The following is a 23613-nucleotide window of genomic DNA, read 5'->3' as shown; positions in this document are numbered from 1 at the left end:
TTACATCATTTTAAAAATAATGCTTGATTTTTCAGAAAAATAATTTTATGATGTTATATATTCTAACATTGGAGGTGCAAGTATGAAAAAGATAGAGGCAATTGTTCGACCAGATGTCTTCCCACAGATTCGACAAGCACTAGCTTTACACGGGATTGATGGATTTAGCGTGAGTGAGGTAGCTGGGATTGGAAAACAAGAGGGTCGTACAGGTCTGTTCCGAGGCAATAAATATGAGATGGAGTTTCATACTAAATTGAAACTTGAAATGGTTGTCGATGACTCCGAGGTACAATCTCTGATTGAGTTAATCGTCGAACATGCCTCTACCGGTAAGGTTGGAGATGGAAAGCTATTTATTTACCCAGTTGAAGAAGCAATTCGTATTCGCACAAAAGAGACGGGCGCCGTTGCGGTCCACTAAGGAGGAAATCTTATGACACCTGAACTTTTACAATCATCTATTAATATGCTGTGGATCATGCTCGGTACAATACTTGTTTTCTTCATGCATGCTGGATTTGCAATGGTCGAATCTGGTTTTACTCGATCAAAGAACACTGTAAACATACTCATGAAAAACTTTATTACCGTCTCTATTGCTTCTCTTCTCTATTTTGTAGTAGGCTATGCACTCATGTTCGGTGATTCATTCAATGGTTTGATTGGGACGAGTGGATTTGCACTTACAGGAGTCGATGATATTGCATTCTTCGTCTTCCAAGCCGTATTCGCTGCCACTGCAGCAACAATCATTTCAGGGGCTGTTGCTGAACGCATGAAACTATCTGCTTACTTTGTTCTAACCATTGCAATGGTTACCGTTATTTACCCAGTTGTTGGCCACTGGATTTGGTCTGGTGGTTGGCTTGCACAATTAGGTTTTATAGATTTTGCAGGCTCAACAGTTGTCCACTTGACCGGTGCTACTGGAGCTCTTGTTGCAGCGGCAATTTTAGGCCCACGTATTGGTAAATACACAGGGAAAAAAGTAAATGTCATCCCAGGTCATAGTATTCCTCTTGGCGCATTAGGTGTATTCATTCTATGGTTGGGTTGGTTTGGATTCAATGGAGCAAGTACTTTAGCGGCAGATCCTGCTGTAGTCCCTTCAATTATCACAAATACATTACTGGCTGCATCAGCAGGTGTCGTCTCAACTGCACTATACACGAAACTCCGCTACGGTCAAATCGATGCTTCACTTACTCTGAATGGAGCATTAAGTGGACTTGTGGGAATCACTGCAGGAGCAGCTAATGTGAGCCTCCCTTCTGCGATAATAATTGGTTTTATTGCAGGAATTGTAATGACAGAGGGAATTCGACTACTGGATGCAAAACTTCGCGTAGACGATCCAGTCGGTGCAATTACAGTTCACGGAATTATTGGTGTATGGGGAACGCTTGCAGTAGGACTGTTCGATACAGCATCGGGCCTCTTTACAACCGGAAGTGTTTCTTTACTCGCTGTTCAAGCTGTTGGTATCATTGCGGTAATCGCTTGGGTATCCGTATCAACGGCAGGAGTTGTTTTAGTGACGAAGGCCATTAGCGGAATCCGTGTATCTGAGGAAGAAGAAGTTACAGGTCTGGATTATGTAGAACATGGCACTAGTGCTTATGAAGTGCGAGAAACTTACGGCGCAGCATTTGATCGTACTGAACCATTCGCACAGCGCTTAACAGAGTTAGGTAAATCTTATTCCTGATTTAATTTACAAAAAGCCAGTAGAGACTCTGATTCTATCAGAGCTTCTACTGGCTTTAAAATGTATCGCTTTATTACAAATAAAAAGCACATCCTTCATTAAAGAAGAATGTGCTTTTTGCGATGACCCCTACGGGATTCGAACCCGTGTTACCGCCGTGAAAGGGCGGTGTCTTAACCGCTTGACCAAGGGGCCAATGCATGATGGCGGAGAAGGAGGGATTTGAACCCTCGCGCCGGTTGCCCGACCTACACCCTTAGCAGGGGCGCCTCTTCAGCCACTTGAGTACTTCCCCATCAATGGCTCCGAAGGCAGGACTCGAACCTGCGACCTGCCGGTTAACAGCCGGATGCTCTACCAACTGAGCTACTTCGGAATACATGGTGGGCCTAAATGGACTCGAACCATCGACCTCACGCTTATCAGGCGTGCGCTCTAACCAGCTGAGCTATAGGCCCATTTGGAGCGGGTGAAGGGAATCGAACCCTCATCACCAGCTTGGAAGGCTGGGGTTTTACCACTAAACTACACCCGCAAATGGTGGCTCAGGACGGAATCGAACCGCCGACACAAGGATTTTCAGTCCTTTGCTCTACCAACTGAGCTACTGAGCCAACAAGATTTTATGTAAGCGATATGGCTTATGTAAAATCTACTTATTAAAAAATGGCGGTCCCGACGGGAATCGAACCCGCGATCTCCTGCGTGACAGGCAGGCATGTTAACCGCTACACCACGGGACCACATTATGTATAAAAGCAAAAGAAAAATGACCCCTACGGGATTCGAACCCGTGTTACCGCCGTGAAAGGGCGGTGTCTTAACCGCTTGACCAAGGGGCCATGAATGGCTCCGAAGGCAGGACTCGAACCTGCGACCTGCCGGTTAACAGCCGGATGCTCTACCAACTGAGCTACTTCGGAATGTTGTTGTTTTGTTGCTGCGTCATCAGCTGACTTTTATTATTATAGATACACCTTATAAAAAGGTCAACAGTTTTTCTCTATATTTTTATAGTTTTTTTATTCCGCTGTATTCCAACCGACCAGAACACTTGCTACACCTGTATTTATCGGTATTCATTCGAATTTTCCGACTATAATTCTGACTGCATTTTAGACATCGATACAGGTGTATGTGAGGTCTCTTCTTTTGTTTTGTGTCCGAGATTGCTCGACAGAAACGAGGAGCCCCTACTTCTTTTAATAGTTGTTTAAACTCCTGATCACCATGTTTATAACCTCTTCCTTCCAAATGTAAATGGTAATGAACCAATTCGTGTTTGATAATCCCCTCCACTTCCTCCAGACTTCCGTGACTTACATAGCGTGGATTAATTTCAATGTCGTGAGAAATTAATAGGTAGCGCCCTCCTGTGGTTCGGAGTCTTGAATTAAAGCGAGCGGTATGACGAAAAGGTTTATAAAAATAATTTAAAGAAAGCTGTTCAACTAAAACTTGTAATTGTTCATCAGTCACGTTTTGTGCTCCTTTTTTAATATAAGGCTTGGAAACAACTGATTTCTAAAGAAATAATGTTAAATTGCTATATATAGAAAGTGGGTAGGGGTGACTCCAGCGGGATCAAAAGCGGAAGCTGAGACCTTGGCTCAGCCCGCGCCCGCGGAACGCTTCCCCTAACCACACCAGAGATTATTTCCAAGTCTTATCCATGCCTTTTAACAATTAGTTCTTCTCTGGAGAAACCATGGTCAGTGCGACCCTTCCTTTTTCAATAGACACATCCTCAATCCAAACCGTAACAATATCTCCTAGCGAAACCACTTCAAGCGGGTGTCGCACGAAGCCTTTTTTTAATTTCGAAATGTGGACAAGACCATCTTGTTTTACACCTATGTCAACAAATGCTCCAAAATCCACAACATTTCGAACAGTGCCTTGAAGTTCCATACCTGGCTTCAAATCCTCAAGCTTCAAAATGTCTGTCTTGAGAAGAGGCTGAGGATAGGCGTCTCGCGGATCACGCTGCGGACGTTTTAAAGCATCCACAATATCTTTAAATGTTTCTTTCCCTACTCCTAACTCTTCGGAATAGACAATTGCATCAAGTGCTTGTTGGGCTTCTGGAGTTCCGATTTGTTTTAAAGTGAGTCCCGCTTGCTTGATTATTTGCTCAGCTGCCGAGTAACTTTCAGGGTGGATAGCTGTTTTATCGAGCGGATTTTTTGCTTCAGGTACGCGTAAGAATCCGATTGCTTGCTCATAAGTCTTTGCGCCAAGTCGCGGAACTTTCTTCAGTTGTGTACGAGACGTAAATGTTCCCGTTTCGTTCCGAAGAGCCACTACATTCTCAGCCACTGCTTTGGATAGTCCTGCAACGTATTGCAAAAGTGAGGAAGAGGCTGTATTTACATCAACTCCGACTTGGTTTACCGCAGTTTCTACTACAAAGTGCAAGGATTCTGCCAGCTTCTTTTGCGTCACATCGTGTTGGTATTGGCCGACACCAACCGCTTTTGGTTCAATTTTCACGAGCTCTGACAAAGGATCTTGCAGTCGACGCGCAATGGATACCGCACTACGTTGTTCCACTTGCAGTTCAGGGAATTCCTGACGAGCCGTCTCAGATGCTGAATAGACAGAGGCACCCGCTTCATTGACAATCACATAAGCCGCATCACTTCCGGAAATGCGAAGGCATTCTGCGATGAACTGTTCGGTTTCACGTGAAGCCGTCCCATTGCCAATTGCAATCAAGGAGATTGGGAAGTCTTTCAACAGACGGATAATCTTGTCCTGTGCTTCTTTCACTTTATTCATCGGTGCATGTGGATAGATGGCATCAATTTTGAGCACTTTGCCGTTTTCATCGATGATTGCCAACTTACAACCTGTTCGAAATGCTGGGTCAACACCTAACACTACTTTTCCTTTTATCGGTGGTTGTAGTAATAGACTCTTTAGATTTTCAGCAAAGATATGGATTGCTTGTGCTTCTGCCACTTCTGTTAATTCACTTCGTATTTCTCGCTCAAGTGCGGGATGAATCAATCGCTTCCATGCATCTAAAAGGATAGTTTGCGTATAGGAGAAAAGTGGATGACTTGTTGGCGGTGTCCACCGACTGCCGATTTTTGCGACAGCTTGATCCACATCTACTTCGATAGCGACACGTAACACGTCTTCTTTTTCTCCGCGATTTATAGCGAGTGTTCTGTGTGGAACGATTTTCGACACCGCTTCTGAATACTCATAGTACATTTCGAATACAGCTTTTTCATCGACGGCACCCTTTTTAAGTTTTGTTGTTATTTTTGCCTGTCGCTTGTAGAAAGCGCGTAAAGTGGATCGAACGTCCGGATCATCCGAAATCATTTCAGCAATAATATCGGATGCTCCCTGTAAAGCTTGCTCTATAGTTTCTATATCCCCTTTGACATAAGGACCTGCTAGTTTTTCAGGAGTAGTCGACGGCCATTTTAAAACCTCCGTAGCGAGCGGTTCGAGACCAAGTTCTTTGGCAATTGTCGCTTTCGTGCGCTTCTTTTGTTTATAAGGACGGTAATAATCTTCTACTCGTTGTAAGACGGTTGCTTCTTCAATTTGTTTTCGAAGTTCTTGCGTCAACTTCCCCTGTTCTTCTATGACACGTAGCACTTCTTCCTTTCGATCAGCCAATTGATTCATATAGGCAAAGCGGTCATCAATTGCTTTAATCTGCACTTCATCTAAAGAACCCGTCTGCTCTTTTCGATAGCGTGCAATGAACGGAACTGTTTTGGCATCTTCAAGTAGCGCAATGACTTGACTGACTTGAGAAGCTTTTATCTGAAGTTCTTTCGCGATTTGTTCATGAATTTTCATTTTGTCACGTCCTTTTTAGTGAACTACTTTCCTAGAATACCATAGAAAGAACCAAACAAAAAAACCTCCTGCAAATGCAGAAGGTTCTATACCTCTTCATGAAAAAGTAGCCGTCCGGCGATAAATGTTGCATCGTCGCCAAACTTCATATCTGTCATTACACGCTCGTATAAATGGTCAGCTGAGCGTGCAGAACGAATTATTTCTTTAGGATTACGGATGTCGACCCCATCTGAATGCAGTAGGAAAGTATCGCCTGGGTAGACGGGATATGTTTGAGTCCGTAGTGATTGTTTTCTACCAGATAAATACCCCATGACCGGAAGCGGATAGATCATTTTATCAAACTTTTTTTGATACATATAAAATTTGACGTTTCCAACGCAACTATATGAAAGTGTTCTGGCCGTGTAATCGACTTTTACTAAAGCGACCGCAGCACCACGCTTATAAATCATTTCATTATTGCAACGTTCCATTAACGAGTCGATAGATTCTTCGCCATATTCGGCAAGAATCTCTGGTATCACATCTGCTGACTCCTTAGCTACCGGCCCATTTCCTAAGCCGTCTGCGATTGCACATAAAAAGAAATTCGGATATTCCGCGATATAATATGTGTCCCCTGAGAGACGATTCCCATCTTTCGCTTCATTATATACGCGGACATGCATCACTTGTGAATCAATTTGCTTCACTCGTCCATTCCACCTGCTGATAGAATAGCGTCCTGCAGCTTTTTGATAGCTTTACGCTGGATACGGGAAACATGCATTTGCGAAATACCCAGGCGTTCACCAGCATCTTTTTGGCTAAGCTGCTCAATGTATGTAAGCTGAATCACTTCTTTTTCACGATCGGATAGGTATTGGAGTGCATTTGCAACGAGCATTCGTTGATCTGTCTTTTCAAACTCGCCATCTTCTTGGCCAATCACATCAAACAATGTAATCGTACTTCCCTCTGAATCTGCTTCTAAAGAATGGTCCATTGAAAGGGCTTGGTAGCTCTTGCCCATCTCCATTGCTTCTAGAACATCTTCTACATCTACCTCTAGATACTCCGCGATTTCATATACTTGCGGAGAACGTTGGAGTTGCGTAGTTAGTTCTTCAGCAGCTGAGCGGATACGAGGTCCTAATTCTTTGATACGTCGTGGTACATGAACAGCCCACGTCTTATCACGCAAAAACCGTTTGATTTCACCAATAATAGTAGGTACGGCAAAGGCTTCAAAGCTGCGACCGAAATTTTCATCATATCGTTTCATCGCACCCAATAACCCAAGCATACCTACTTGCGCAATATCTTCATGATGAGACTTACCGTTTGAATACTTTCGTGCAATTGATTCAACTAAGCGTTGATAATGTAGAACAAGCTGAGTTTGGGATTCTTCAGACTGCGTGGCTTGATAGTCTTTTAACCAGTCCATCACTTGTTCTTTAGAAGCTTGATTATGATGAGACGTTTTCGACATTGCCGTTCACCTGCTCAGATCCGACGTTTTTCGTCATAAAGATCGTCACGCCCTCTTGATGATGAACTTTCACTTCATCCATGAGCGTTTCAATTAGGTAAAGACCAAGGCCTCCTTCACGCATAAAAGATACTTCCTCCGTGTCTGAGTAAGGCCCTAATTTCGCGCGAGTTTCTTGGAAGTCAAAGCTCTTTCCATGATCTGCAACCATGATTTCCATTTTCCCCTCGTATAGAGCACATCCAATAACGACTTCGCCTTCTTCGTTTTCTTGATAGGCATGTTGCACTGCGTTTGTAATAGCTTCCGAGGCTGCAATTTTCACGTCTTCAATGTCATCGTACGAAAATCCTAAACGGTTGGCTAAACCTGATATCGTAAGACGAGCCACACTGACGAATTGTGTCTTTGCGGGTACACGTATTTCTACGTAATCAAATGGCTTCATCTTCACTTCACCTCTCCTGTTGATGATTCTATGTCCATAATTTCTCCAAGACCTGTGATGTCAAATAAACGCTTGAGTCGTGAAGACAAACCAGTTAATTTCAATTTCGCATTCTCTGCTTTTACATTCTTAAAAAATCCTACAAATACGCCAAGACCTGTCGAGTCCATATAAGAGACCTCTGAAAGGTCGAGTACAATTTCTTTAGAATCTTCCAATGTGATTTCAGCTAATTTTTCGCGTAGCATTGGTGCCGTGAATGCATCTATCTCACCTTCGATAAAACCTAAAACCTTGTTATCTTCTCGTTGTAAGTCTACTGAAATATTCATAATCGTTTCCCCTTGTCTAGTATATAAGTTTAACGTTCTATACCCCTCATCTGTCAGGGAGTAAACATATCAAACGGTCCTTTTCACAATCACAAGCGTAAAATCATCGCGAAGTTCAAAATCTTGTAACAAAATCAACTCGCGATATACATACTCCACCATCTCTTGCGCCGACTCTGACTTGACGTCTTCAATAATGGACATAACTTTTTCTATCTCAATAAACCCTTCTTTCGAACGACACTCTGTCACTCCATCGGTCATCATCACGATAAAGTCTCCAACTTCTAACTTCGTCGTCTGGGAGTGATAAGTCGTTTGAGGCAAGACACCGAGAAGGAGACCTTTTACGAATAATTCGTGAAAGGCCCCCTCTTCCAAAGAATAATGCAGTGCAGGTTCATGACCAGCTGAAGCATATGTGAACGTATTTGTTGTCGTATCGTAATTTCCGTACATCATGGAAACGAACATGGAGTCTGTTACACTTCTCTCGACGATTCGGTTAATGACGTCTAACACGATAGAAGGGTCAACGGTAGCCGAGTCGACACTGTCCATTCCATTTTTGATCATGGACATGCATAGTGCAGCAGGAATCCCTTTACCGATAACATCTGCAATACCAATTCCCACTGCTTGTGAGTCTGCCAAAAAGTGTACATAGTCTCCATTCATCTCTTTTGCTGGGACCGATAGCATACCAATGTCTAATCCATCGACTTGTGGAACAGTCGTCTTAAGCAGTGTTTTTTGAACATTTGTAGCTAAATCCATTTCTATACGGAAGTTCTCTTGTTTTTGTATTAAATTTTGGTGTTCATGTAATGCCAAGCCATAGCGAATCATCACTTCGATTAATAAATCGAAGGAATGCTCAATTTTCTCCGGGACCTCAGAAACAACTTCTTCGAGCGCCGCTCTATGTATGCCAATCATCTCTTCCGGAGAAATATTCTTTTGAATCAGCTGTTTACTGAACGTTTGCCCCTCATAGAGGTTCAGCTCATTTTGCTGTTCTAAATAGTTTCGCAAAATCGCTTTGTATTGCCTTTCAACTTCTTGAGGCATTCGATTTCACTCCTTAACGCAGCCATTTCGTAGCTGTAATCGTGGTTCCTACGCCTACTTCCGTCTCTACTTTAAAGTCATCCATCAAACGTTTGACCCCTGGCATACCTGCTCCTAGCCCACCAGATGTTGTGTAGCCATCTTCCATAACTTTTCGAAGATCGGCAATTCCTGGTCCTTGGTCAGCTGAAATGATAATAATGCCTTTCATAGCACCGTCTGTGACGCGTTCAATTGTTATTTTCCCTTTGCCGGCATATAAGTATATATTACGAGCGAGTTCACTTATCGCTGTTGTGATTCTAGCCTGGTCAACAGTTCCGAAACCGACTTCCTTTGCCTCGTTACGTCCAAGCTGTCTCGCTGCAACGATATCCCACTCCGTAATGATATCTACAGAAGACTCAATGCTCATAATGGATTAGTCCTCCAATTCTCGTTCAAGTTTTTCCAATCCATTCTCTAAATCAAGAGCTGTTGCGACATCCTCTAGACGGATACCAAGCTCGATAAGTGTGATTGCTACCGCTGGTTGGATACCAGTAATGACAACTTTTGCTCCCATTAATCCGGACATGCTAATGACGTCCCCTAAAACCTTCGCAATGAATGAGTCAATGAAATCAATTGACGTCAGGTCAATCACAACTCCGCGTGCAGCTGTAGTGTGTAATTTATTTAATAAATCTTCTTGAAACGATAACGCCATTTGATCATCAAGTTCCCATTGAATTGAAACGATCAATGTGTCACGTAGTTTTAATATCGGAATACGAGTTCTCATTCTTCTTCCACCTCTACAATTTGTCGATTTGTAATGGCGAGGGCCTGTTCCATCCCTCGTTGTAGTGTACTCGTCGTTGTGAATTCATTTAAGTTGATACCAAGAGCCACAATTGTTTGAGCAATCTCTGGTCGAATACCAACGAGCATGCATTTTGCTCCGACTAAACGAACAGCATCAGCTGCTTGGATGATATGGTGTGCCACCATAGTATCTACAACTGGGACACCCGTAATGTCTAAAAGTACAACTTCTGAACGGTGTTTCACCACACCTTGAAGTAAGTTTTCCATAATTAATTTTGCGCGCTCTGTATCAATCGTTCCAACGAGTGGCATGACTGAGATCTTGTCAAAGACCGGAATAAGCGACGCAGACAATTCTTGTAAAGCCATTTTTTGCAGGTGGACTGTTCGTTCCCACGTTTTCGAGTAGGCTTCCACAATGCTGTGATTTAAAGGCGTCAGCCAATTGTTCATTAACCGAATGTAGTTACCTGATTTGTTGTCATTTAAGAAATCGGATTTTCCCATATGATCATAGATTGCTTCTGTGAAATTCGATAAGGCTTTCATGACAAATGAAATGGACCAGCCATGACGTGCTATTTTTATAGAGAATTCTTCTACTTTTTGTGAGAATTCCTCGTCATTTTCTGTGAGATTGACAATGAGTAATTCGCCTAGCTCACGGGCAGTTGAATCAATCATACCGTCTGACATGATTTGAAAGAACTTGCCATCTCCTTCTTCTTCCATAAATTGTTTCCACGTTTCTAGAATCGGATTTAGATTCTCACGTATGTAACTTGCTAGTGTAACGTTCATTTCACGGAGACACTCCTTTAAATTCTGTAGTAGTTTTATTGTAGCCGAAATTGTTTATTTTAGCACCTGCTGATTATTCCATGAAAAAAAGCACAGTAGCGCACTGTGCTTTTTCTATGTATGTATTAAAACTTGATGAGGCCTAGACTAATAGCCACTGCATGGTCTACGCTTTCCATCACTTCGTCATCTAGGTGTGTGAGTTTGTCTGTGAGTCGGGATTTATCAATAGTTCGTAACTGCTCTAGTAAAACTACGGAGTCGCGCTCTAACTGATACCGTTCCGCATCGATTTCGATATGCGTAGGCAACTTTGCTTTTTGAATCTGAGCTGTAATTGCCGCGACAATTACGGTTGGACTAAATCGGTTTCCGATATCATTCTGCAGAACCAGTACGGGTCTTGTGCCACCTTGTTCAGACCCGATTACCGGTGATAAGTCTGCGTAGAAGATATCTCCTCGTTTTACGATCAAATATGTCAGCCTCCACTTACGAGTCGCTCAGTGGTATCATGCGCCTCATACTCTGCATGAAGACATTCACTGCAAATAGACAAATTAATACGAGACATTTCCAGGTACCCCTGTATCATGGCTTCTCGTATAATTGATGTTTGTCCATGCAGTTTCGTAACGTGTTTTTTCAAAACACGCTTTCCGTATACGGGACGGACTTCCTCCATATAATCTGCTAACAGATAAACTGTTTCTATTTTATCTGACTTTCCCCCCACAAAAAACACCTCCGACAAAACTTTCCTCTATACGACAATTTCTTTCATCTTACCATCGATTCCCTCTCATAGAAAGGTTATTTCGACAATCTAATAGAAATTTACGTAGGAAGTACTAGTTTTATTTGTCAGATTGTGGGTAAATCCGTGGAACGCGATACGAAAGTTGACAACAGATTTCATAGGGGATTGTACGTAAGTATTCCGCCCATTCTTCAGCAGGAATGGTATGTACCCCATTTGAACCTAGTAATACCACCTTTGTACCTACTTTAAACTCTTTCGGCAATTTAATCATGGTTTGATCCATACAAATTTTGCCGACAATAGGTGCAACTGTGTCTTCAATCAATACAGAGAGCCCCTTTAGCCCGCGTAATAATCCATCAGCATAACCAATTGGAAGGGTACCGATCCACTCAGGTTCTGCGCTTGTATAATATGCGCCATACCCAATCGATGTACCTACTTCAACTTGCTTAACGTGAACAAGCTCCGATACCAATCGCATAGCAGGTGTATACACAAATGGACGATTTTCTTTCATCCAATCAGAGGCTGCAATGCCATACATCGATATTCCAAACCGTACAGCTGAGAAAGCTGCTCCCCCATGCTGGATAGCGGCCGCACTATTTGCAGCGTGCACAAGTCGAGGACGTTCAGGGAATAAAGCTAGCCACTTCTCAAACTTTTTCAACTGCTGTTCAAAGTGTGGATTTATCGCTTCATCAGCAGTTGAAAAATGTGTATAAACACCTTCAATCCTCCAGTTCTTATGTTGCGCAATCACTCGCAATGCTTCTTTTAACTCCTGTTCAGACTGTAACCCAATCCGCCCCATCCCCGTATCTAACTTGATATGGAGAAACGGAGATGCAGTAGTCGGGATGTTTTGAATCCATTCCAAAGAGTGCGCGGTTAAATGAATACGGTGACGCTCTGCATACGGTATAAACGAATGCGGAGAGTTGCCGAGAACAAGTATCTCTGACTGACTCCCCGCCTCTTTTAATTCTACTGCTTCATCCGGTGTGGCCACTGCGAAGAACTGGAGACCTTGCGCCTCTATATGCTGCACGACACGGACTGCCCCGTGACCGTAGGCATTTGCTTTGACTACCGGAATAATCATTGTCTCTTCGTTTAGTTGGTTTTTTAACGTTGCGATATTTGTAGAGATTGCATCTAAATCGATTTCTAAATAGGTTGGACGATAATGTGTCATGATGTTTACCTTCTTTTGTAGTAGGATAAGTTGTTATTTTTGTGAATGCGCCGACATCGAAGCAGCGACTTGAATCATTTCATCTGGAGTCAACTGTGTGGAGGCTAGGAAATAAGAGACACCCGCACTCTTTCATTGTTCCGAACAATCAATTGGTTCTTTTCTGGGTCTTGATCAGTTACTGATACACGGTAATAATCCGGTTGCGTGTGCCAGACTTCACTCGCCGCTCCACATCCCACCAATAGACTGACTACAAGAAGCAGAAGTACCAACTGCCATTTTTTCAGAGCGTCCATCCTGTCTTCCTACCATTCTAGGTCATTCTATGCGAAGGACTGACTCCTATGACAGCAGAATTACTTGCGCGGCCGCATACTCTTTTGTGTGTGTAATGGAGAGAAATGCTTGGAATTGATTTTCTTTATAAACGATGGAAGGCGCACCGAGTTCATTTTTCACAACTTCAATATCTTGAAAACTACAGCTGGCGCCTATTCCCGTTCCGAGTGCTTTCGCAAATGCCTCTTTGGCAGCAAAGCGAGCTGCTAAAAATTCAATTTGACGACTCGGTATTGCTGTTTCATAATATGCCTGCTCATTTGGTGTCAGGATACGTTTATAGAATTTTGGTGACCTTTGAATCAACCGGCCAATCCGGTCCAGTTCAATAATGTCTAGTCCAATCCCTTTAATCATTCTGCTTCTATTGCTCCTCTCTACCATGTATACTAAAATCGAATGAGGTGAAACCTACTATGTTTATACGACATGAAAATTTCCGAGAATACCGAACATATTATCCGGTCGTCTTTACCCTTCTCGTTGTAACTATTGCTATTCACATTATAGCAAATCTCCCAATCATCGGGCCTTATGTTTATGGGATTGGAATCGGCCACAACGGCTCTATTGCCGCAGGTGACTATTGGAGACTGATTACCCCGATGTTTCTACACGGTGGCATCATGCATCTACTGTTCAACATGTTCTCCCTGTTTTTATTCGGACCAGAACTAGAACGGATCGCAGGTCGCACACGCTTTTTGACGATCTACTTTTTATCCGGAATCGCAGGTACACTTGCATCATACGTGTTAGAAGATGCGAATTATATGCATCTTGGAGCAAGTGGAGCCATCTACGGAATTTTTGGCGCTTTTGCTGCACTCGTCTATTACACACGCAATGCATTGCCACAATTGAAACAAATCATCCTTCCTATCATTTTGATTGGAATCGTCATGACATTTGTAATGCCGAACATCAACATCACGGCTCACTTTGGTGGGTTGATTACAGGATTCATTCTTGGGTTCTATTATTTCCACCCAAGTCGCTTATCGAAATGGAAAAAAACAAAACCGCGTACCGCACTGCGTCGTTAGCAGCCGGTCGCGGTTTTGTTTATGTGTTTGGTAAATACCAGTTCATAACGCGTTGCATATCGTCTCGTTCCATCGCTTTTAAACTGTGCTGGCTACCGAGCGCGCCTGACTTGATAGTAGCATGTATAGAAGCTGCATCCGCCCGCTTCTCAAAGTAAGACTGGGAGAGCGTCACTGCTTGAATTCGTTTCTTTGCAAGCCACACGGTCTTACGAGAGAAAAAGCGGTACTGCATCGCTAAATAAGTATCTCGTATAGCTATACCACTTGCCTTATGGTTCCAAATATCAAATGCCACACTCACAGGAATCAGTAAGAAGAATAGGAGTCCATATGGGTAGAAGAAATAACTTAACACAGCCCCTATTATCGCGATGAGTAGTAAATTGATTCGGTAGTAAAACTTACGTGTGCGTTTTGGTGCACGGGTAAACTCTGGATCCCAGTCCCATTCTGGGAATAAGTCTGTCAGTAAGGTAACAGCCTCCGTTCGTTTCATTAACGGAACGAGTTTGACCGTTTCACTTTTTTCTAACACACTTCCCCCTGCGCTATCCAGCACGATGGTCGCATAGCCGAATAACTGCCTAAATGGATTTTCAACAAGTTGGATCCCTTGGATACGGTGCATCGGAATGGTCGTTCGTTTTTTCTCTAATAACCCGCGCTGAATAATCAACTCTTTATCGTCGAGCGTGACTGTGTAGCCATAGTTTTGTAAGTAGGTTAAAACTACACTGACCAGGAAACTTATCAACACCACAGCAAAAACAAGTAACGCTACAAACATTGCTCCAAAACGGAACAGCTCCAATGCTTCATTATAGATCGCTTCGTAAGGAATAAATTCTGAAAACTGAGAGAGCACAACAGCGGCCCCAGAGAAAATGATTCCGATCCCACCAGATGTTGCGGCGAGTAGTAGTAAGTCTTTGGATTTCATTTTGTGCAGCAGTCGAGTCGTGGACGCTTGAGATTCAGTTTCTGACTCTAATTCAGTTGGCTGAATTGCGTCAACTCCCTCTTCCAAACTATCTCCTTCCACTTCATCTACTACTTTTACACGCTTTTTCTTTGCGGCAATCATTTCTTGTTTGATTTGATCGGCTGCAGCGAGTGTTATCGCCGTTAACTCGGCTTCCGCTTCTCCACTTACACCCCCACCAGCTGTCTCTACTTTCACTTTCACAAGCTTGAACGGTCGGTGAAAAATGGATTCTGTGTAATCCAGGCTTTGAATTCTTTCAAACGGAATATACCGTTTCTTTTTGACAATCAAGCCGTATTCGATGCGGAGTTCACCATCTTCAAACCAATACTCATACTTCCACCATTTGATGATTCCCGATATAAGGTAGAGAAGTAAGGCAAGTCCACCTAGAACATAGGGTATGAACCGAAAGAGGCCACCATCTTCTCCCCCTGTATTGCCTAAAATCAAAAAAATCACTAGTGGAAAAATAAGATCTTTCAACCCTTTTACAAATGTGATGACTGCAGCCACCGGATGTAGTTTATATCGTGTCTCAGACATCATCTTCCGCCACCCTTGCAAGCTCCGAAATTCTTCTGCGCATCGATTCGGCTTCTATTTCGTCTAAAAATGGAATCGTATGCGAAGTGGCAGCCGTCGAAATATGTATAGAGGCTAAATTGTAACTGCGCAAAATCGGGCCTTGTTCAGTATCGACATGTTGTACGCGAACCATCGGAATTAATGTTCGTGTCACTATAAAAAGCCCATGTTGCAATTCGATTTCATGTTCTCGTACCTCATAACGCCAGCGCTTCCACCGTAAACTTGGCAGTACCCCAATAATCAGTACGATTAAAATCACTAATAAACTGATGGTCACTATGTAGAGCCAACCGAGCCCGAAAAAGAAAAAATTAAACGCACTGATTCCACCTGCAATCAGCACAAGAATTAATGATTGAATAAGACCATAAATGCGCCAGACCGTGAGCCCTTTGCGTGATAAATGATTTCCCGTTTGCATGATAATCCCTCCTTACTCTCCTATACGTATTATATGCTATGAAGTTTCAAAAAAAAGCTCCCCTTCCAAAAGGAAGAGAAGCTTGAAATTGAATTAGTCGTTACGACGTGCTGGACGTGCAGATGATGCTGGACGTGCAGAACGACGAGTCGAACCATCACGTGGACCCGATGAACGACGAGCGCCGCCACGGTCTCCACTACGACCACCTGAACCGCCTGAGCGACCACCACGGCCTCCGCCTGAACGGTTTCCACCACGGTATCCTCCGCGACCTCCACCAGAACGTTCGCCACGCATTGGAAGTGGACGCTCTTCAGAGATTGTCACAGGCTGATCACTTGGCTCTTTTGTCATTGATTTAATAGCTGCTGCTACCAAATCAACTGCATCTAAGTTTTCAAGAAGCTCAGTTGCTAGAGCGCGGTAATCACCTAAGTCATTCTTTTCAACTAGCTCTGTCAATGTTTCCATTGCCACGCGTTGTTGACCTAGTAATGCTTCGTCCTCACTTGGTGGACGTAATGGTGTCATACGCTTCTTCGTTGTTTCTTCAACAATACGAAGGTAACCCATTTCACGTGGTGTTACAAATGTAATCGCCATTCCACTCTTACCTGCACGGCCTGTACGACCGATACGGTGAACGTAGCTTTCAGGATCTTGTGGAATATCAAAGTTGTAAACGTGTGTAACGCCTGAGATATCTAATCCACGTGCAGCAACGTCAGTCGCTACTAGGATGTCAATTTTATTTTCTTTAAATTGCTTCAATACTGACATACGTTTTGCTTGGCTAAGGTCACCATGGATTCCTTCTGCCATATACCCACGGATGCTAAGAGCGTGAGATAGTTCGTCAACCCGGCGCTTTGTACGACCGAAGATGATCGCAAGTTCCGGTTGGTGAACATTGATGATACGTGATAACACATCGAACTTCTCGCGTTCTGCTGCTTTCACGAAGAATTGCTCAATGTTTTCCACTGTCATTTCTTTTGATTTGATCTTCACTTCTACAGGCTCTTTCATGAACGTGTTCGCAATTTTGCGGATCGGTCCAGGCATAGTAGCTGAGAATAAAAGTGTTTGACGCGTGTCTGGAACATTCGAAAGAATCGTGTTGATATCTTCGATGAAGCCCATGTTTAACATTTCATCTGCTTCGTCAAGAACTAATGTATTGACGTTTTCAAGTTTCAATGTACGACGGTTGATGTGATCCAAGATACGTCCTGGAGTACCAACGATGATTTGTGGATTGTTTTTAAGCGCACGAATCTGACGAGAGATATCTTGTCCACCGTATACAGATAAAAGTTTTACACGCTTGTCATAACCAAGCTTGTAAAGTTCTTCTGATACTTGGATTGCAAGCTCACGCGTTGGTGCAATGATCAATCCTTGGATGTTCGGGTTTTTTGGGTCAATCTTTTCAATTAATGGAATACCGAAAGCAGCTGTTTTACCAGTACCTGTTTGAGCTTGACCTAATACGTCGCGCCCTTCCATTGCATGTGTGATTGTACCTTCTTGGATTGGGGTTGCTTCTTCAAAACCCATACGTTTAATAGATTTTAATGTTGAAGCACTGATGTTTAATTCTGAAAAATTTGTCAAAATACTAATCTCCTTTGTTTCTGTTTTGACAAATGGTTACATTTTCAGATGACTGGCGGCAAATTTCGAGCCAAATAAAGAGGAACGTCTCCGTTACGAAAATCTCTGTGGGTTTCACGAGAGGTAATTAATAATAGGAAAGCCCGGTGATTGCCGAGCGGCTGGTGAGCGTTTAAGTACGTCTAGCACAGCCGTTAAGTTCAAAAAAAAAGCGCTCTTCGCAAACTAACAGAAGAGTCTTTACACAAAATGTATCCATTGCTCAAAACAGTGTATCATGCGTCACCTTAAAAAGCAACGCATGTGCACTTAGTGTTCCCACTACTTCTAACTCTATTCACAAATTGTTCAAGTTGTATGCGTTTGCATGTCTTGAGGGATAGGAATCGGCTTGTTCAAAAAAGAAAGAGCTTTTTCAAACCAGTCATCACAATCATCACTGTAACAAATATGATGTTTTCCACAGTCTGAGAAAATAAGTTCCTTTTCTTCAGACCCTAGCTGATCATAGAGATACTCTGCTGCTTGAAAAGGCACAATCCCGTCTTTCTTCCCTTGGACGATACATACCGGAATCGTAATCTTACTATAGTACGGTTCAACAAGTTTTAGTACACGCGTAAACTGATAAGCAGATCGAATCGGGGTCTTTCCTGCTTTTTGACGGTAGCGCATGTAGACAGGATTTTGATCCGCTTGTTTTTTCAACAAATCAACAGCTACTTCACGAATATCTTGAAGCATCTGTCCAGGTGCTATATATTTGGCTGCTGCACTTAAAAGCACGAGGCGTTCGACAGGATAACGAAGAGACAGATACATCGCAATCAGCCCGCCCATCGAAAATCCGACGACATACAGTCTGTCTACTTGTGGCAACAACTTTCGAATGGCGATTTCAGCTTCCATCGTCCAATCTTCTGCTAGCATTTCAGTCAATTCGAGTTCTTCCCCGTGTCCTGGAAGCGTGACGACAGACAATGTCCAGTCTGTATGTTTCGCAACATACTCCACAAACGGCTCGACTTCATAAGGTGCACCTGTATAGCCATGGATAAATAACACACCGGTCTTCATCAGACTTCACTCACTTTCGGTTCCATGTCTCCATGGCTCTTTCTACTTTCATACCTCTTGAGCCTTTGAGTAAAACCAAATCGTCCGATGTTAATTTTTTTGTCAAATGTTGTTGTAAGCTTTCCATCTCATCTGTCCAGTAAACGGCTTCCCCAAATGATCCTTGCAGTTCTTCATAGAGAGCCTTCATACGTGGTCCGATTAATGCGACTCCAGTGAAATCTTGCTTATTAATGGAAGCGGCAAGTTGTGCATGGTAAGCAAGTTCGGCCTCTCCTAGTTCTAACATATCTCCAAGTACGAGCCATTTTTTCTTCCCAAAATCGGCGTCACGGAGGAAATGAATTGCGGCTTGCATGGAAGTTGGTGCGGCATTGTATGCATCGTTGATAAATGTAGGTCCATCCGTCTCCATCACTTGCATGCGCATATCCGTTAAAATAACGTCTTTCAACCCCTGTTTGATCTGGTCTACCGTCAACCCTAGTTCGCGACCGATCAAAATCGCAGCAAGTGCATTTTTCGCTTGATGTTCACCAAGTACGCGAAGTACGAAATCGCCCTCTACTTCACCTTCTGTTGTAAACTGTGTTCCTTCTGTCGAAAATGCAGTTGATGTGAGACGCAGTGTGCAGTTTTCTCCCTTGCCATACGGGATGGCGTGCAGATCAGCTTTCTCAGCAACGGCTTGGAGCAGAAGTGGCTCATCTCCATCAAAGAACAATTTCCCTTCAGGTGACATTCCTGAGATGATTTCCATTTTTGCTTTTGTAATGCCCTCACGAGAGCCAAGATCTTGTAAATGCGCTTCTCCAATGTTCGTAATCACTGTAAATGCAGGCTTGGCAAGGTTTGATAAAAATTCAATCTCTCCAAATGAACTCATGCCCATTTCAAGAACTGCAACTTCCGTATCTTCATCAATTGCAAGAAGCGTCAATGGTAACCCGAGTTCATTATTGAAATTCCCTTGTGTTTTGATTGTTTTGAAATACGGTTCACAAAGTCCAGCAAGCAAATCTTTCGTCGATGTTTTCCCGTTTGATCCGGTCACACCAACAAACGTCGCCTTCAATTCTTGACGATAGGCAGCTGCTAGCGTTTGAAGAGCTTTCGCGGGATCTTCTACAAAGAGAAGCGGGCGATCTGTAGGTGGGTTCGGCTCATCTTTTAACCAAAGTGCTGCACTCGCGCCTTGCTCGAATGCTTGCTCAACAAATTTATGGCCATTGACCTGTTCACCGCGGAAGGGAATAAATAATTCTCCCGGCTGTAGTGTACGCGTATTTAATGAAGCACCCGTCACGATGACGTCTCCAAATTCTTTTGCGTCAGCTCCTAACCATGTTGCTAGTTCACGTAATGTCTTTTTCATTTTGAACCATCCTCGTCTCGCGTGTAGGCACGATGTTTCTTTTCCTCAAAACGCTCAAGTCCAAGTTGAATTAATTCTTCAACTAGTTCCGCATACGTTTTTCCAGATGCAATCCATAGTTTTGGATACATGCTGATTGGAGTGAATCCTGGTAATGTGTTGACTTCATTAATGTACACGTCGCCATCTGTCGTTAAGAAGAAATCTGCACGAACTAGACCAGAGCAATCCAGAATTTTAAATGCGTCAATTGACGCTTGTTGCAGGTCACTTAGTTCTTGCTCTGTGATTTCAGCAGGAATTGCATAGTTTGTCGTACCATCTACGTATTTTGCCGAATAATCATAAAAGTCTTTTGTCGGCAATACTTCTCCAGCAATGGATACTTTAGGCTCGTCATTTCCTAGAACCGAAAGCTCGACTTCACGCGCCGTGATTCCCTGTTCGACGACGATTTTACGATCGTATTCAAACGCAAACTGAATCGCAGCTTCTAGTTCTTCACGTGTTTTCGCTTTGGAAATTCCGACACTTGAACCTAAGTTGGCAGGCTTTACAAACAGTGGGTATGTGAGGTTCTGTTCGCAGGCATCTAAGAATTCTTCTTTGTGGGCGTTGTAGTAACTATGTAAGCAGTATTCATAAGGTACTTGTTTCAAACCTGCTTGTGTGAACAATTGTTTCATCACGACTTTGTCCATTCCTGCTGACGAAGCAAGGACGCCATTTCCTACGTATGGCAAGTTCATCATCTCAAACAAGCCTTGAATCGTACCATCTTCCCCATTAGGTCCATGAAGAACAGGGAACACCAGATCAAAACGTGTCTCTGGATTTGACGCAAGCTCTACAAACTGAGCGATTGAATTTGGCTGGTCAGTGCCTGTGAAACGAAGCGCTTCTGCCTCCTCAACAGGTGCTGTTAATTTTTCTCCGCACACCCATTCTCCATCTAGTGTGATGTAAATCGGTGTAACTTGATACGTTGAAAAATCTAGTGCAGCGATTACTGCTTTAGCGGTCATCAACGATACTTCGTGTTCGGCGGACTTTCCACCATACACAATTCCAATTTTCTTCATAATTAGTCCTCCATTTTCGAACGGGCTACAAATGGGAGTAAGCCCAGGGTTGGTTGTGTTAAATACGTATCGACATCTTGCATGATTTCATCTGGAAACGAAGGGTCTGCTATTTCTCGAAGTTCAAGTCGAAAGCTCCCATCATCTAACCTTGCAAGTGACAGCAAGGCCCCATCTTCAAGTAAATCTTCAAAGAGTATAAATTGTTCATGGATCAATTCAGGTACTACTTGCTGAACACGTCTTCTGAAGAACATGTTTGATCGAGTCTTTTGTGCTGCAAGTTGATTGAACAAATGAACGACGAGACGCATCATCTCATCGTATTCCCGGAAATACACTTTTGAAATCCTATCACTTTCATCACCAAGATAGACAAAGCGATTTTTCAACGTATGATAAAACGGACTCCGGAATGTCTCTTTTTTGTGTGCGACATATAGCAGTTCTGCTTGTTCCTGCGGAGAGAGTTGAATCAATCGTTTTTCATCGGCTACATCCAATAAACAAAGACGCGATTTTTGATCTTTTAAGGATGTCACAAAATCTTTAAATTCTTCTTGCACGATGTATTCGAACTGCGTATGCATATCAAATGAAGCGTCCTCGTAGCCATGTTCAAGTAACACAATTACGTTTGTATCTGCAAAGTAATGAAGCACTGTAGGGAACGTCAAACCGCTAAAGAGCGCAAAATTTTGCCCTTCATTTCCATGTACAAATAAGTGGTGCACATATTCATCTACTGATGGTAATTTTACTTTTTTCATAAGACGTCCCTCCTCCCCTCTAGTTTAACACCTTTTATCCGCTGCAACATCTTCCATCTATCTGCGTCTAATGAAGCAGGCATAAAAAGTGGTTGTGCGTTATAATAAAGGGATGAAATTTAGATGTGGGTGACAAAATGAATTCAAACAAACAATTTACAGACCGTTTTGACTGGGTCTTAGGTTTCCTGTTATTGCTTTTTTTAATCGTCAGTTTAATGGCGATCTCGTCTGCTCAGACAACGGGTCAGTACGGGATTAACTTCCTTCCAAGGCAACTGTTTTGGTACATAGTTGGAGCAGGTATAATCGGTGTCGTCATGTTAATTGAACCCGAGACTTATAAAAAAATGGCATGGTTCATTTATGGTATTGGTTTAGTACCACTGATTATATTATTTATCCTACCGGAAACGCTCGGTTTCGTAGAAGCACGAAACGGTGCACAAAGTTGGTTCCACTTACCGGGTATTGGTAGTATTCAGCCTGCCGAGTTTATGAAAACCTTTTATATTTTAGGTGCTGCCAAGCTAATTGTGAAGCATCATGAGAACTATCCTTTCAAGACGTCAAAAAGTGACTTTTTGCTCTTACTAAAAATCGGTGGTTTGTTCATCATTCCATTTGTATTTATCATGTTACAGCCTGACCTTGGCACTGGGCTCGTCTTCATTGCTATCACAGTAGCTTTGATTGTTGTAGCGGGTATCACTTGGAAGATTATTCTTCCGATACTTGGAGCTGGAATTGGGATCGGTGGAGCGTTAATTTGGATGGCTTTAAATATGCAAGACTTCATCGTCAATACGCTCGGCTTTAGTCCGTATCAACTCGCGCGTATTTATTCCTGGCTAGACCCTTATTCTTACGCTTCCAATGAAGGTATGCATTTGATCAGTTCGCTAAACGCAATTGGATCAGGTGAAATTTTCGGAAAAGGATATGGCGGGCGTGAAGTGTATGTACCAGAAAATCATACAGACTTTATTTTTGCAGTAATTGGAGAAGAGTATGGATTTATCGGTGCAAGTTTAGTCATCGTTCTTTACTTTGTGTTAATTTATCATTTAACAAAAATCACGTTGCAACTTAAAGATCCATTCAGCACATATGTGGCTGCTGGAATCATCGCGATGATTACGTTCCACGTATTTGAGAATATCGGGATGACGATTCAGTTATTGCCGATCACAGGGATTCCTCTTCCGTTTATTAGTTACGGAGGAAGTTCGCTAATGGGGAATATGCTCGCGCTCGGTTTGATTTTCAGTATGAAGTTTCATCATAAGACGTATATGTTTGGGAACCAGGATGACGATTAGATGTGAAGAACGCCACTCTAGAAACTCCGAGGAAATCAGGTGTGCCCATGAAGGCGTACTTCAGCCTTTGTGGGTGCGGCTGATTCCGGAGCGTGTTTCTGGCGTTCGGAACTCGATTCCAGTTAGATGTGAAACCGACTGTTCAGAAATTGTGCAAAGTAAGACGTTGAGTTCCACTGCGGGGCTGCTTTCCGTGGGCGCTGCGTGAGCTTCCTCGTCGCAGGCTCCTGCGGGATCTCACGGCAGACTGGAATCCCACTGGAGTCAACCCCTCCATTCCACCCAACTTTAGTTTTAGATGTGGAGAACGCCGGCATACACCGATTTTGTGTATGCCGGTTTTTTGTTTGCGAACTGAGCGGTCGTTCTTCTACCGAAACCGAGATTTGTTCTACCGAAACTGAGATTTATTCTACCCAAATCCACATTTATTCTACCGAAGTCATATTATGGAAACTAATTCTAGGAAATCAACCCCAAAATGGAACTCAAATTGCGCATACTACTAAAAAGTAAGGGATAGCAAGGCAAATAAAA

The 23613-nt window shown here is 43.0% G+C and carries 25 protein-coding genes, 9 tRNA genes and 1 pseudogene; 4 read left to right on the top strand and 31 right to left on the bottom strand.

Annotated features, from left to right (window positions below; genetic code table 11):
* The first annotated feature begins 82 nt into the window (after positions 1-82).
* Entirely contained in the window at positions 83-424 is a 342-nt protein-coding gene (locus AB5N96_RS05790) for a P-II family nitrogen regulator (protein ID WP_499704910.1), read from the top strand.
* Between the two features lie 12 nt (positions 425-436).
* The gene (locus AB5N96_RS05785; protein WP_499704909.1) at positions 437-1711 is read left to right on the top strand and encodes an ammonium transporter; all 1275 of its coding nucleotides are present in this window, start codon (positions 437-439) and stop codon (positions 1709-1711) included.
* 123 nt (positions 1712-1834) lie between these two features.
* Here AB5N96_RS05785 and AB5N96_RS05780 read toward each other — a convergent pair.
* From AB5N96_RS05780 to acpS, 24 genes and pseudogenes are all read right to left on the bottom strand, one after another.
* Positions 1835-1906: transfer RNA gene (locus tag AB5N96_RS05780), tRNA-Glu, on the bottom strand.
* Between the two features lie 9 nt (positions 1907-1915).
* Positions 1916-2006: transfer RNA gene (locus AB5N96_RS05775), tRNA-Ser, on the bottom strand.
* A 5-nt stretch (positions 2007-2011) separates the two neighbouring features.
* Positions 2012-2087 (bottom strand) — tRNA-Asn (locus AB5N96_RS05770).
* A 5-nt stretch (positions 2088-2092) separates the two neighbouring features.
* Positions 2093-2169, bottom strand: a tRNA-Ile gene (locus tag AB5N96_RS05765).
* Positions 2170-2172: 3 nt separating this feature from the next.
* A tRNA-Gly gene (locus AB5N96_RS05760) sits at positions 2173-2246 on the bottom strand.
* Positions 2247-2249: 3 nt separating this feature from the next.
* Positions 2250-2325, bottom strand: a tRNA-Phe gene (locus tag AB5N96_RS05755).
* A 53-nt stretch (positions 2326-2378) separates the two neighbouring features.
* Positions 2379-2454: transfer RNA gene (locus tag AB5N96_RS05750), tRNA-Asp, on the bottom strand.
* A 27-nt stretch (positions 2455-2481) separates the two neighbouring features.
* Positions 2482-2553 (bottom strand) — tRNA-Glu (locus AB5N96_RS05745).
* 5 nt (positions 2554-2558) lie between these two features.
* A tRNA-Asn gene (locus tag AB5N96_RS05740) sits at positions 2559-2634 on the bottom strand.
* Between the two features lie 88 nt (positions 2635-2722).
* The gene (locus AB5N96_RS05735; protein ID WP_204590655.1) at positions 2723-3190 is read right to left on the bottom strand and encodes a SprT family protein; all 468 of its coding nucleotides are present in this window, start codon (positions 3188-3190) and stop codon (positions 2723-2725) included.
* Between the two features lie 207 nt (positions 3191-3397).
* A complete protein-coding gene (locus AB5N96_RS05730) occupies positions 3398-5536 on the bottom strand; it encodes a Tex family protein (RefSeq protein ID WP_499704908.1) in 2139 nt (712 codons plus the stop codon).
* Positions 5537-5622: 86 nt separating this feature from the next.
* The gene (locus AB5N96_RS05725) at positions 5623-6234 is read right to left on the bottom strand and encodes a PP2C family serine/threonine-protein phosphatase (protein ID WP_499704907.1); all 612 of its coding nucleotides are present in this window, start codon (positions 6232-6234) and stop codon (positions 5623-5625) included.
* Positions 6231-7016, bottom strand: coding sequence for an RNA polymerase sigma factor SigB (sigB, locus tag AB5N96_RS05720; RefSeq protein ID WP_204590653.1), 786 nt, complete (start codon positions 7014-7016; stop codon positions 6231-6233). The genes AB5N96_RS05725 and sigB overlap by 4 nt, the downstream gene beginning before the upstream one ends.
* Positions 6994-7464 (bottom strand): anti-sigma B factor RsbW, encoded by a 471-nt coding sequence (rsbW, locus tag AB5N96_RS05715; protein WP_204590660.1) that lies wholly within the window; start codon positions 7462-7464, stop codon positions 6994-6996. Before rsbW ends, sigB begins: the two co-directional genes overlap by 23 nt.
* Positions 7465-7466: 2 nt before the next feature.
* Complete coding sequence (locus AB5N96_RS05710) at positions 7467-7796, bottom strand: STAS domain-containing protein (protein WP_204590652.1); 330 nt, start codon at positions 7794-7796, stop codon at positions 7467-7469.
* 69 nt (positions 7797-7865) lie between these two features.
* A complete protein-coding gene (locus AB5N96_RS05705; protein ID WP_204590651.1) occupies positions 7866-8867 on the bottom strand; it encodes a PP2C family protein-serine/threonine phosphatase in 1002 nt (333 codons plus the stop codon).
* A gap of 13 nt (positions 8868-8880) precedes the next feature.
* Positions 8881-9282 (bottom strand): anti-sigma regulatory factor, encoded by a 402-nt coding sequence (locus AB5N96_RS05700; RefSeq protein WP_204590650.1) that lies wholly within the window; start codon positions 9280-9282, stop codon positions 8881-8883.
* 6 nt (positions 9283-9288) lie between these two features.
* Complete coding sequence (locus tag AB5N96_RS05695; protein ID WP_204590649.1) at positions 9289-9651, bottom strand: STAS domain-containing protein; 363 nt, start codon at positions 9649-9651, stop codon at positions 9289-9291.
* Positions 9648-10478 carry an RsbT co-antagonist protein RsbRA gene (rsbRA, locus tag AB5N96_RS05690; protein ID WP_204590648.1) on the bottom strand — a complete coding sequence of 277 codons (831 nt, stop codon included), beginning with the start codon at positions 10476-10478 and terminating at the stop codon, positions 9648-9650. Before rsbRA ends, AB5N96_RS05695 begins: the two co-directional genes overlap by 4 nt.
* A 125-nt stretch (positions 10479-10603) precedes the next feature.
* Positions 10604-10954, bottom strand: a complete 351-nt coding sequence (locus AB5N96_RS05685) for a type II toxin-antitoxin system PemK/MazF family toxin (RefSeq protein WP_204590647.1) — start codon at positions 10952-10954, stop codon at positions 10604-10606.
* A 5-nt stretch (positions 10955-10959) separates the two neighbouring features.
* Positions 10960-11085, bottom strand: a pseudogene (locus AB5N96_RS05680) (transcriptional regulator); the annotation flags it as partial.
* Positions 11086-11335: 250 nt separating this feature from the next.
* The gene (gene alr, locus AB5N96_RS05675; RefSeq protein ID WP_499704906.1) at positions 11336-12442 is read right to left on the bottom strand and encodes an alanine racemase; all 1107 of its coding nucleotides are present in this window, start codon (positions 12440-12442) and stop codon (positions 11336-11338) included.
* 104 nt (positions 12443-12546) lie between these two features.
* On the bottom strand, positions 12547-12741 hold the full coding sequence (locus AB5N96_RS05670; RefSeq protein ID WP_499704905.1) for a hypothetical protein: 195 nt from the start codon (positions 12739-12741) through the stop codon (positions 12547-12549).
* Positions 12742-12787: 46 nt separating this feature from the next.
* The gene (acpS, locus tag AB5N96_RS05665) at positions 12788-13141 is read right to left on the bottom strand and encodes a holo-ACP synthase (protein WP_392455813.1); all 354 of its coding nucleotides are present in this window, start codon (positions 13139-13141) and stop codon (positions 12788-12790) included.
* Between the two features lie 59 nt (positions 13142-13200).
* On the opposite strand from acpS, the gene AB5N96_RS05660 reads away from it, so the two are divergent.
* Entirely contained in the window at positions 13201-13830 is a 630-nt protein-coding gene (locus AB5N96_RS05660) for a rhomboid family intramembrane serine protease (protein WP_392455812.1), read from the top strand.
* Positions 13831-13849: 19 nt separating this feature from the next.
* Here the strand turns inward: AB5N96_RS05660 and AB5N96_RS05655 are convergent, their stop codons facing one another.
* The 7 genes from AB5N96_RS05655 to AB5N96_RS05625 form a co-directional block, all read right to left on the bottom strand.
* Positions 13850-15364 (bottom strand): PH domain-containing protein, encoded by a 1515-nt coding sequence (locus AB5N96_RS05655; RefSeq protein WP_499704904.1) that lies wholly within the window; start codon positions 15362-15364, stop codon positions 13850-13852.
* The gene (locus AB5N96_RS05650; RefSeq protein WP_392455809.1) at positions 15357-15830 is read right to left on the bottom strand and encodes a PH domain-containing protein; all 474 of its coding nucleotides are present in this window, start codon (positions 15828-15830) and stop codon (positions 15357-15359) included. The genes AB5N96_RS05655 and AB5N96_RS05650 overlap by 8 nt, the downstream gene beginning before the upstream one ends.
* A 93-nt stretch (positions 15831-15923) precedes the next feature.
* Positions 15924-17450, bottom strand: coding sequence for a degradosome RNA helicase CshA (gene cshA, locus AB5N96_RS05645; protein ID WP_204590640.1), 1527 nt, complete (start codon positions 17448-17450; stop codon positions 15924-15926).
* 348 nt (positions 17451-17798) lie between these two features.
* A complete protein-coding gene (locus AB5N96_RS05640) occupies positions 17799-18527 on the bottom strand; it encodes an alpha/beta hydrolase (protein ID WP_204590639.1) in 729 nt (242 codons plus the stop codon).
* A gap of 10 nt (positions 18528-18537) precedes the next feature.
* Complete coding sequence (locus AB5N96_RS05635) at positions 18538-19902, bottom strand: UDP-N-acetylmuramoyl-tripeptide--D-alanyl-D-alanine ligase (protein ID WP_499704903.1); 1365 nt, start codon at positions 19900-19902, stop codon at positions 18538-18540.
* Positions 19899-20987 carry a D-alanine--D-alanine ligase gene (locus AB5N96_RS05630; protein WP_204590659.1) on the bottom strand — a complete coding sequence of 363 codons (1089 nt, stop codon included), beginning with the start codon at positions 20985-20987 and terminating at the stop codon, positions 19899-19901. The genes AB5N96_RS05635 and AB5N96_RS05630 overlap by 4 nt, the downstream gene beginning before the upstream one ends.
* Positions 20987-21754: a hypothetical protein gene (locus AB5N96_RS05625; RefSeq protein ID WP_204590637.1), complete on the bottom strand. Its 768-nt coding sequence runs from the start codon at positions 21752-21754 to the stop codon at positions 20987-20989. The genes AB5N96_RS05630 and AB5N96_RS05625 overlap by 1 nt, the downstream gene beginning before the upstream one ends.
* A 137-nt stretch (positions 21755-21891) precedes the next feature.
* Between AB5N96_RS05625 and AB5N96_RS05620 the strand changes: the two genes are divergently transcribed.
* On the top strand, positions 21892-23076 hold the full coding sequence (locus tag AB5N96_RS05620) for an FtsW/RodA/SpoVE family cell cycle protein (protein WP_499704902.1): 1185 nt from the start codon (positions 21892-21894) through the stop codon (positions 23074-23076).
* Positions 23077-23613: the final 537 nt, after the last annotated feature.

The organism is Chryseomicrobium imtechense (genome assembly GCF_041475995.1).
GTDB lineage: Bacteria > Bacillota > Bacilli > Bacillales_A > Planococcaceae > Chryseomicrobium > Chryseomicrobium aureum.
This window is presented reverse-complemented; position numbering and strand designations above follow the sequence as displayed.

Coding starts and splice junctions, on each gene's coding strand:
- rsbW (WP_204590660.1), bottom strand. CDS start 7,464: ATGAAGCCATTTGATTACGTAGAAATACGTGTACCCGCAAAGACACAA.
- AB5N96_RS05625 (WP_204590637.1), bottom strand. CDS start 21,754: ATGAAAAAAGTAAAATTACCATCAGTAGATGAATATGTGCACCACTTA.
- AB5N96_RS05785 (WP_499704909.1), top strand. CDS start 437: ATGACACCTGAACTTTTACAATCATCTATTAATATGCTGTGGATCATG.
- rsbRA (WP_204590648.1), bottom strand. CDS start 10,478: ATGAACGTTACACTAGCAAGTTACATACGTGAGAATCTAAATCCGATT.
- AB5N96_RS05655 (WP_499704904.1), bottom strand. CDS start 15,364: ATGTCTGAGACACGATATAAACTACATCCGGTGGCTGCAGTCATCACA.
- AB5N96_RS05640 (WP_204590639.1), bottom strand. CDS start 18,527: ATGAAGACCGGTGTGTTATTTATCCATGGCTATACAGGTGCACCTTAT.
- AB5N96_RS05705 (WP_204590651.1), bottom strand. CDS start 8,867: ATGCCTCAAGAAGTTGAAAGGCAATACAAAGCGATTTTGCGAAACTAT.
- AB5N96_RS05670 (WP_499704905.1), bottom strand. CDS start 12,741: ATGGACGCTCTGAAAAAATGGCAGTTGGTACTTCTGCTTCTTGTAGTC.
- AB5N96_RS05710 (WP_204590652.1), bottom strand. CDS start 7,796: ATGAATATTTCAGTAGACTTACAACGAGAAGATAACAAGGTTTTAGGT.
- alr (WP_499704906.1), bottom strand. CDS start 12,442: ATGACACATTATCGTCCAACCTATTTAGAAATCGATTTAGATGCAATC.
- AB5N96_RS05700 (WP_204590650.1), bottom strand. CDS start 9,282: ATGAGCATTGAGTCTTCTGTAGATATCATTACGGAGTGGGATATCGTT.
- AB5N96_RS05660 (WP_392455812.1), top strand. CDS start 13,201: ATGTTTATACGACATGAAAATTTCCGAGAATACCGAACATATTATCCG.
- AB5N96_RS05695 (WP_204590649.1), bottom strand. CDS start 9,651: ATGAGAACTCGTATTCCGATATTAAAACTACGTGACACATTGATCGTT.
- AB5N96_RS05790 (WP_499704910.1), top strand. CDS start 83: ATGAAAAAGATAGAGGCAATTGTTCGACCAGATGTCTTCCCACAGATT.
- AB5N96_RS05620 (WP_499704902.1), top strand. CDS start 21,892: ATGAATTCAAACAAACAATTTACAGACCGTTTTGACTGGGTCTTAGGT.
- AB5N96_RS05635 (WP_499704903.1), bottom strand. CDS start 19,902: ATGAAAAAGACATTACGTGAACTAGCAACATGGTTAGGAGCTGACGCA.
- acpS (WP_392455813.1), bottom strand. CDS start 13,141: ATGATTAAAGGGATTGGACTAGACATTATTGAACTGGACCGGATTGGC.
- sigB (WP_204590653.1), bottom strand. CDS start 7,016: ATGTCGAAAACGTCTCATCATAATCAAGCTTCTAAAGAACAAGTGATG.
- AB5N96_RS05650 (WP_392455809.1), bottom strand. CDS start 15,830: ATGCAAACGGGAAATCATTTATCACGCAAAGGGCTCACGGTCTGGCGC.
- AB5N96_RS05730 (WP_499704908.1), bottom strand. CDS start 5,536: ATGAAAATTCATGAACAAATCGCGAAAGAACTTCAGATAAAAGCTTCT.